9 protein-coding genes are annotated in these 8,876 nt (G+C 57.0%); 6 read left to right on the forward strand and 3 right to left on the reverse strand.

Features of this window, described 5'->3' with window-relative positions; genetic code table 11:
• Positions 1–236 precede the first annotated feature (236 nt).
• From ACYVJT_RS14680 to ACYVJT_RS14705, 6 genes are all read left to right on the forward strand, one after another.
• Complete coding sequence (locus ACYVJT_RS14680) at positions 237–1,451, forward strand: tyrosine-type recombinase/integrase (protein ID WP_343960228.1); 1,215 nt, start codon at positions 237–239, stop codon at positions 1,449–1,451.
• Positions 1,448–2,392, forward strand: coding sequence for a tyrosine-type recombinase/integrase (locus ACYVJT_RS14685; protein ID WP_343960230.1), 945 nt, complete (start codon positions 1,448–1,450; stop codon positions 2,390–2,392). The genes ACYVJT_RS14680 and ACYVJT_RS14685 overlap by 4 nt, the downstream gene beginning before the upstream one ends.
• Complete coding sequence (locus tag ACYVJT_RS14690; protein WP_343960232.1) at positions 2,389–3,381, forward strand: tyrosine-type recombinase/integrase; 993 nt, start codon at positions 2,389–2,391, stop codon at positions 3,379–3,381. Before ACYVJT_RS14685 ends, ACYVJT_RS14690 begins: the two co-directional genes overlap by 4 nt.
• 106 nt (positions 3,382–3,487) lie before the next feature.
• Positions 3,488–4,114, forward strand: coding sequence for a DDE-type integrase/transposase/recombinase (locus ACYVJT_RS14695; protein WP_343960244.1), 627 nt, complete (start codon positions 3,488–3,490; stop codon positions 4,112–4,114).
• Between the two features lie 15 nt (positions 4,115–4,129).
• Positions 4,130–4,648 carry an HD domain-containing protein gene (locus tag ACYVJT_RS14700; RefSeq protein WP_343960234.1) on the forward strand — a complete coding sequence of 173 codons (519 nt, stop codon included), beginning with the start codon at positions 4,130–4,132 and terminating at the stop codon, positions 4,646–4,648.
• Positions 4,645–6,141: an aldehyde dehydrogenase family protein gene (locus ACYVJT_RS14705; RefSeq protein WP_343960236.1), complete on the forward strand. Its 1,497-nt coding sequence runs from the start codon at positions 4,645–4,647 to the stop codon at positions 6,139–6,141. The genes ACYVJT_RS14700 and ACYVJT_RS14705 overlap by 4 nt, the downstream gene beginning before the upstream one ends.
• A 2-nt stretch (positions 6,142–6,143) precedes the next feature.
• Here the strand turns inward: ACYVJT_RS14705 and ACYVJT_RS14710 are convergent, their stop codons facing one another.
• The 3 genes from ACYVJT_RS14710 to ACYVJT_RS14720 all read right to left on the reverse strand — a co-directional run.
• Positions 6,144–6,914, reverse strand: a complete 771-nt coding sequence (locus ACYVJT_RS14710; RefSeq protein WP_343960238.1) for a hypothetical protein — start codon at positions 6,912–6,914, stop codon at positions 6,144–6,146.
• An 11-nt stretch (positions 6,915–6,925) separates the two neighbouring features.
• Positions 6,926–7,684, reverse strand: a complete 759-nt coding sequence (locus ACYVJT_RS14715) for an alpha/beta hydrolase (protein WP_343960240.1) — start codon at positions 7,682–7,684, stop codon at positions 6,926–6,928.
• A 16-nt stretch (positions 7,685–7,700) separates the two neighbouring features.
• On the reverse strand, positions 7,701–8,876 hold a 1,176-nt coding region (locus ACYVJT_RS14720), incomplete at its 5' end, for a hypothetical protein (RefSeq protein ID WP_499418516.1).

Genomic DNA, 8,876 nt, shown 5'->3' on the forward strand with positions numbered 1-8,876 from the left:
CGGCAGGGCAAAGCGGAGAACGTCGGCGCCAAGCCACTCATCCGCCACGCAAGATTCCCGAACTGGTGGCAGAAGCACCAAATATCGTGTGGTCATGTTATGCCGAGGTTTGGGTTATGCCGATATTGGTGACAAAACCGCGAGATTGTGCGGGTTTTGGGCATAAAGTATCGGCATAATCATTGAACCGTGTTGGACTTGTCTTCCATTGATTTTGGAGACAAGGAGAGCCAACCATGGTGGTTATAGCCAATTTGAGCCGGGTGCGTGTGACTGGCCCGATGGAAGCATACGTTGCGGGATTCGAAACCGAGCTGTCCAGATTGGGGTTCACCCCTTATTCAGCAGCAGCCCAAGTTCGGTTGATGGCCCATGTGAGTCGCTGGCTTGACACCAGGAATCTGGGTGTTTCGAATCTGACGGTAGGACTCATCGAGGAGTTCTTTGAGGAGCGACGTAGGTCATATACGGCGTTTGTTTCTCCCCGGGCGCTGCAGCCGCTGGTGCGTTGGCTTGCGGCCACGGGAGCCATCGCGGCTCAGACCGCTTTGCCACGGCCAGTGCAAGATCCACCGGTCTTGACCCGTTTTGAACAGTATCTACGGACTGAACGACGGCTTCAAGAAATTTCTGTGCAGGCACAGGTCTCACGAATACGGCGGTTTCTCAACGGATATACGCCGGGCGGGGGTATTGGTGCACTGACCGCAGCCGAGGTCACCCAGGCGTTACTTGATGAGGGAAACGGCCGGCAACCTGTATCGGTGAAGAAGTTTGGTTATGTGCTGCGTTCGTTTTTGCGGTATTGCTTGCTGACCGGTGATCTCGATCGTGACTTGACCGGCGCGACTCTGGTGGTGCGGTTGCCGCAGCCTTCTTTGCTGCCAGTCGGCGTCGATGCCAACCAAATCCAACGTTTACTCGAGGCATGTGATCGCCATGATCCGACGGGGAAACGCGATTACGCGATACTGCTGTTGCTGGCTCGATTGGGCATCCGAGCTGGTGAAGTCGCAGGACTTCGATTAGAAGATCTTGACTGGCACACCGCAGAAGTCCTGATTCGTGGAAAAGGGGCCAAAGACGAGCGGTTGCCAGTCTCTGCCGAGCTGGGTGAAGCGTTAGTCGATTATTTGCATATTCGCCCCAGGATGCTGCAACAACATGAGGTGTTTTGCACCGTCAAAGCACCGTGGCGTCGGCTGAGCTCTCCGGCGGTGTGGGCGATTGTGACCCGGGCCTGCCAACGCGCGGGACTGGAACCGTTTAGTCCACACCGGTTGCGCCGCTCATTGGCCGAATCCATGATCAACGCCGACATCTCTTTGGCCGCCATCGGGCAAGTACTGCGTCACGATGACCCGGTCACCACAGCTAACTATGCCCGCGTTGACGTCACCAGATTACGCACCATAGCCCAGCCCTGGCCAGCAGAAGGAGGCCTGTCATGAGACAGTGGAAACAACACGCAGCCGACTACCTGCGGTTACGTCGCCAGCTGGGAGCGATCCTGGCGTGGGATGAGCATTTACTGGGCCAATACACTACCCAGCTGCTTGCTGATGACGTCCAGGTCCTGACCACTGCTCATGCTACGGCGTGGGCTCAAATCCCGGCTGAAGTGCCCGGTCATCCAACCGCTAGGGCTGCCAGAAGGTTGCGGGCCGTCAAGGGATTTGCTACTTATATGCATGCGTTGGATTCTGCACATCAGGTCCCACCGCATGGAATCTTCGAATACCAGCACCAGCGTGTGGCACCATATATTTACACGGAAATCGAAATAGCAGCACTGGTCAACGCCGCAGGGCAACTAGCCCGCGGGATTCGGGCACATACCTATCCCACCCTATTCGGGTTACTGGCCTCCACCGGTCTGAGAATCGGTGAAGCTCTGGGGTTGCAGCGTGATGATGTTGACTTGAACACCGGGATGTTAGTGGTCAGCAGCGGCAAATTCCGCCACTCACGGCTGGTGCCGCTGCATGCAAGTGCCACCGCCGCTCTACAGCGCTACTCAGCATGGCGTACGACCCACGAATCATATAAGCAGCCGAGCAGTGCTCCGTTTTTCATTAATCGTGATGGAGACAAATTGCCCTATGCCAACGCTCGGAAGGCTTTTCTCCAGGCCACCACGGCCGCGGGGATACACACCCACCGGCAGTATCCCAGAATGCATGACCTGCGCCACGCCTTCAGTGTCAAGACGTTGTTGGGCTGGTATCGCAATGGTGAAGACGTGGCCGCCATGATGCCAGCGTTATCAACCTATCTGGGACATAATGATCCTGCCAATACTTATTGGTATCTGTCTGCGGTCCCCGAGCTGTTGGCCTACGCCGCTGATCGGTTGAATGCTGCCGATCCCCATCGGCAGGTGCGGTCATGACATCCCTTGCCCCGCTACTGCAGTCCTTCTTCACGGATCGTCTGATGACCCAGCGCCAGGCCAGTCCCAACACGATCGCCTCCTACCGGGATACGTTCAAGCTGCTGCTTGGCCACGTTCAAGACCAGACGGGTAAATCCCCCTCGGATTTGGCGATCAGTGACCTGGATGTCACCGCCATCACGGGCTTCCTGACCTATCTGGAAACCATTCGAAAGAACAGCATCCGCACCCGCAACGCCCGCCTGGCCGCAATCCATTCGCTATTTGGCTACGCCGCGCTGCACCATCCCGAACACGCGGCTGTAATCCAACGCGTGCTTGCCATCCCGACCGTAAGAATCCAACGCAACATCGTCTCCTGGCTCGGCCAGGAGGAAGCCGATGCACTGCTGGCGGCTTGCAACCAAGCCACCAGAACCGGCCGACGCGATCATGCCATCTTTAGCCTGGCAATCCAGACCGGGCTACGCGTCAGCGAACTGCTGGACCTGACCGTTGCTGATATCCACACTGGCACCGGCCCACACGTACACTGCGTTGGCAAGGGACGTAAGGAACGCCGGACCCCGTTGCTTCCACACGTCGTCAGCGTGCTGGAAGCCTGGATCCATGAACATGGAGGTCCACCGGAGGCGCCGTTGTTTACCACCACAACCGGCACAGGGCTCAGCAGGGACGCCATCGAACAACGAATCCGTGTCGCAGTCAAGAACGCTACAACCTCATGCCCCTCGTTGAAAGGCAAGCGCATTTCTGCTCACACACTACGACACACCGCTGCAATGAGACTCCTGCAAGCCGGTGTTGACACCACCGTCATCGCACTGTGGCTGGGCCACGAACAGATCTCGACAACCAATATCTATGTTCATACCGATATGACCATGAAGGAAGAAGCCATCGCGAAAATCACACCGTCCACGGCTGGCGCACCGGGCCGTTACCAACCAACCGACACTGTCATCGCGTTCCTGAAGTCACTATGATTATGCCGATACTTTATGCCCAAAACCCGCACAATCTCGCGGTTTTGTCACCAATATCGGCATAACCCAAACCTCGGCATAACACGTAATATGCCGATGTCGGCATATAGCCTGGGACATCACAAAAATGCGGGGTCCTACCAAAGGGATCTGGTATCACGCCTATGTGGTGTTAGATATTTTCTCTCGGTGTGTGGTCGCGTGGCGCATCGAATCCATTGAAGATGGCACCCTGGCAGCTGACCTGGTGGCCGAAGCCGTCACCGAACAAGGCTCGGCGCCACACTGGTTGCACGCTGATGGCGGGGCAGCCATGACCTCGAAACCCCTGGCCTCGCTGCTGGTGGATCTGGACGTCACCCGGTCACATAATCGTCCTCGAACCAGCAATGACAACCCGTTTTCTGAGTCGCAATTCAAAACCATGAAATACACGCCTGACTACCCGGAACGCTTCGCCAGCATTGGTGAAGCCCGGGCCTGGATGGCACAATTCACTGACTGGTACAACCACGAACACCGCCACAGCGGCATCGGATTACATACCCCAGCCAGCGTGCATTACGGCACCGCACACGAAATTCGCGATCAACGACAAGTCGTGCTGGATGCCGCCTACGCAGCCCACCCGGAACGTTTTAACCGCCGACCAATTCCGCCGAAACTCCCTGACAAAGCTACTATCAACGACCCCGCCAAACGAGCCCAAACTAGCCAACTGCAAAACGCTTGACGCGTCTCATTTGATTTGACACGCTCCGTCGCCTACGCCCGACGACTCTGCGACGCCTACCCCCAGGCCGATCGCGAGCTCGTCCTGGTGACGACCCTGCTGCATGACACCGGCTGGGCCCAAGTCGATGAAGAACGCATCATCTCCGAGGGCTTCCGCGGCGACTGGCGCAAATCCGACATCCGCTTCGAACACGAGCTCCAAGGCTGCGAGGTCGCCAAACGCGTCCTGCCCGGCCTCGGCTACTCCGATGAATTCATCGAAAAAGTTACTGCCATCATTGACGGGCACGATACCCGGCAAGAAGCCCACAGCATCGAAGACGCTCTAATGCGCGACGCCGATCGCTCCTGGCGCTTCGATCGCGTCGGTATTGCCCTGGCCTCGGGTTGGTTTGGACAAACCCCTGATTACTACACCGATCGACTCGAAAACGAAATCATCCCGGAATTGATTACCGAGGCGGCCATCGAGATGGCACACGCTGACCTGAAGCGCTCTCGGGACCTCCTGAAAACGGCGGTGCTGCGATGACCACTGAGACCACCACCAAGCTGACCCGCGATGCACTCGATATCCCCTATCGTCATGTCACCACGCACTTCATTGACGGCGCCTGGCAGCAAAGCCACGGCCACGACACCATCGACGTGACCGACCCCGCGACCAACACCGTGTGGGGTTCGGTGCCCGTCGGCAACCAGGACGATGTCAACGCTGCCGTCGAAGCCGCCCATGCTGCATTTACCACCGGTCCGTGGGCCGACACCACACCCACGCAACGGGCCGAGACGTTGCTTCGCATCGCAGATGAAATCGAAGCACGCACGACAGAACTGTCGCTGACCAACACTCTAGAAAACGGTTCACCCGTTGCTGAGATCTCCGGTGCTGCCGCGAATGCTGCCAGCATTTTCCGTTACTTCGCCACCCTGGCTCCCAAGCTCGAAGCCGACGACGTTCGACCATTTCCATCGGGTACCGGCGAATCCATGGTTCGTAAGGACCCGATCGGTGTGTGTGCACTCATTGCGCCCTGGAACTTCCCGATCAACCTCATGGTCACCAAGCTGGCGCCCGCCCTGCTGGCCGGCTGTACCGTTGTCATGAAACCCGCCTCGCCAACACCGTTGTCGTTCCGCATCATCGTCGACGCCGTTGCGGCTGCCGGCGTTCCTGCTGGAGTGGTCAATCTAGTAACCGGGCCAGGACGAATGGGTGACCTGATGGTGCGCCATCCAAAAGTCGCCAAGGTCGCATTCACCGGTTCAACACCCGTTGGCCGACACATCGCTGCTGCCTGTGGTGAACTACTGCGACCCGTCACGCTAGAACTGGGTGGCAAATCCAGCGCCATCGTCATGGAAGATGCTGACTTGGATGAAATGTCGGGCAAGCTGATCCGGTCCTGCATGCGAAACACTGGACAAACCTGTTACATCTCCACCCGAATTCTTGCTCCTGCCTCGCGGTATGACGAAATTGTGGACATGGTGACCGAGACGATCGCTGCTGCACCGCAAGGCGATCCGTTGGATCCAGCCACGGTGTTTGGTCCATCGGCCAACCTCTCGCAATACAATTCAGTGCTTGAGCATCTAGACTCCGCGAAGCAAGAAGGTGCGCGTGTGACCACCGGTGGTGGCACCGTTCAATTGACCGGCGAACTGGCAGATGGTTTATTTATCCAGCCCACGGTGCTCGCGGACGTCACACCAGACATGCGGGTAGCTCGTGAAGAAATCTTTGGACCCGTCATCACGATTCTCAAATACTCCGATATTGATGAAGCGATCAGCCTGGCGAATAACACCGAATTCGGGCTGGGCGGCATCGTCTTTGGTAGCGACCAGGACGCAGCTTTGAACGTCGCCGATGCCGTGGATACAGGCAGCGTGGGCATCAACTTTTTCGCCTCAAACCACGCCGCGCCGTTTGGTGGTCGCAACGATTCCGGCCTCGGCGTCGAATACGGTCCAGAAGGTCTCACCGCCTACTTGTCGTATAAGTCGATCCATCGACGCTGATGCTACTGGTCGCGCGTCTTCCATTCCTGCGGCGATTCCGAGGTCGGCGCCGGAGAGTGGTGCTCTAACGCGTTCCACTCGGGAAACGGGCGATGTTCACCGGGTTGGCGATCAGCCTGCCCGGTTTCATCGTCGCGATCCGTGGTATCCCAAGTCTCTTGTGATGCGGCGTCCTCGGCATCAGCACGCTCGACAATGGCTTCCTGAATCGCGTCCAATGGACCCCAGTACACCGGAGACTGACCACGCAGGACGAACCGCTGGTTGTTGGTGTCTTCTTCCAAGGCAAACCAATAGCCATCCGGCGTCAAGGCGGTGACACGAATATCCACATGGACCTCGCTGCCTTGTTCCTGGACTTCCCAACCCCGCTCTTGCCAGGAGGCTGCGACCTCCCCTACCACCGCGCGGACATCTTGGTCGGTAGCTTGCCAGCGGGAGACGGTGAAGAAGTAACTGTTGTCACCGGTAGCACCCTCTGGTGCTCGCCCCAGTGAATTGCCCTGGCCCGGCACGATCTCTGATCGGCCACCGTTATCTGTCCACGCATCATCAGAGATCTCGGTCTGCAATTCCCCATACAGCTCATTGAGTTGCACGTACCGTTTCCCTGCTGCCTGATATTGCTCTTTTAAGTCCATCTGTTCCACCTCATCGAGTGATGCGCCAGCTTCATCTTTTGCCGTGACGTCGTGCCCAGCTCCTGTTTCATCAGACGCCCACGCGCAGCCCGTCAGGGAAAAGACACAGAGCAAGGTTGCACAGCCCAGCATTGTTTTCCCTCTCACCGAAGGCCACCGCCCAACGGCATCAGCATGGAATCCCAAATGGATGTTTCCACGTCGTCCTTTTCGCGAATCTGTGCATCCTCCATGATTTGGTTGATCGTGAACCAGGCACTGGAATTGGTGTCCATATATCCGACACCATCGTCTTCTGTCAGAAAGTGCGAAGTCACTGTTTCACCGTCGGGTGTGTGTTCCGCAGAGAATTCCACGACGCTCTCAAGATTACGGGGATCCACCCTGATGCCGGCCATTCTTCCTGTGAAAGCCCAAATGTCAGCATCGGCTTCTGTCGCGTAGATATCCTCGACTCCTAAATCCTCCGTTGTCGTCCCCCATTCCAGACCAGCCGATGCGATCGAGACGAATGTGTCAACATCAGCCGACGTCAGCTGTAATGCTTCAGCAACAACATAGGTGCCGTACGAATGGCCGAGGACAACGAAATGATCTCGCGCTGCATTTTGAGTTTCAATACTCTCCAAAAATGGTGCGAGCTCTTCGGCTCCAGACTCAGCTCGACTCGGGCCACTGACGTTGAGAATGCCTGGTGAGTTATAACCAATCCACGTCACCATGGCCATATCGGCATCACCATCTTGGATCTGTGACAGGCCATCAAAGGTATTCGATAGACCATGAACGCCTGAGTCCATGCCGGAGGTAAACACTCCTACACTCGATGCGTTATCGAGGTCGCCAATCGAGATACCGGCAGTCATGGCGCCGTCGTGGCTGCCGAAGCTGACGAGCTGCACTGCTTGCCCCCTATTTTCACGTTCCGCACGACTCAGTGCTTACCGAACGTGGCTGAGTTCCGTTTGAAACTCTACAAGCGACATATCTCCTGGTTGAAATCCCATGCGATGAGTAGGCATGTTCTAAACGCCGTTGCAATAGCGGCCCGTCGGCGAACTCGTTGCCCTTCGGACCCAACGCATATTCTAAGGAATGCTTTCCGGCATAGTGCTGCACGTGGAACGGAATACCGTTCAGCGCTGCGAGTTCGAACGAGTACTGCTCAACGAACGTAGTAACGATTGAATCATCGTTGTGCTCGACGAACGCATCCCACGCCTCGGCGGTCTGTTCCATGGTGAAGTCGGCGTTTAAGAGCACCTCTGCAAAATCAGCCGGGTGGTTCCCCAGCACAGCCACACCAACGCTGAGATTCGATAATACGCCGCCACCGGCGTCTTCGAATGCTTGGGCAATCTGTTCGACCCAACGCCCATCCATATCGTTCTCTTCAATGAGTTGGCTAAAGCCTTCGAGAACATTGACACCGGCGAGCGATGCCCACGAGCATGACGATCGGAAACGAGCCAATGCCCCTTCGAGGTTGGAATATTCGTCTTCCATGATCGCGTTACAGGCCTGAGCGAGTCCGACATAGGTACGCAAGTGCTCTGGATTGGCGGACGTGACAGAGGAAACCGCCGAACCGAAGCCACCCATGGAGACGCGCGTTCGTTGTTGCGCGGAAAACACCGTGGAAAAGATAGGTGCAGCAATCGGAAGGATCGACGGCCTCGTCGGCCAGACAACATCGTTGCCATCTGACATATCCAGATCGGCGACTTGCTGGTGCCATTGCTCCATTCGCTGCAACCGCAGTTTCTCTTCTGCAGCGCGCAATTTGGCCTCTCGCACCTGGTCGCTCAACTCAGACAAGCGACCAGCCAACAGCCCTCTGTCCTCGGCTTCCGCAGCGCACGCTTGACGAAACAATCTGGCATACCCGCCCGAAAAATCGACTAATCCAGCTTCGGCCGCGTCGCGCCGTTCCGGACCTTGGCCACGTAGTCTGTTCGAAGCGTCTTCGAGTGTGAAAATTAAAGCCTCGGCAACAGCTGTTCTGAGCGTGTATTTAGTAACAGCTGTCTGGGCTTCGGGAAACAGCGGTCTGACGACCGGGTAACACCCGGATGACCATCCAGTAACAGTGAC

The organism is Yaniella soli (genome assembly GCF_054782375.1).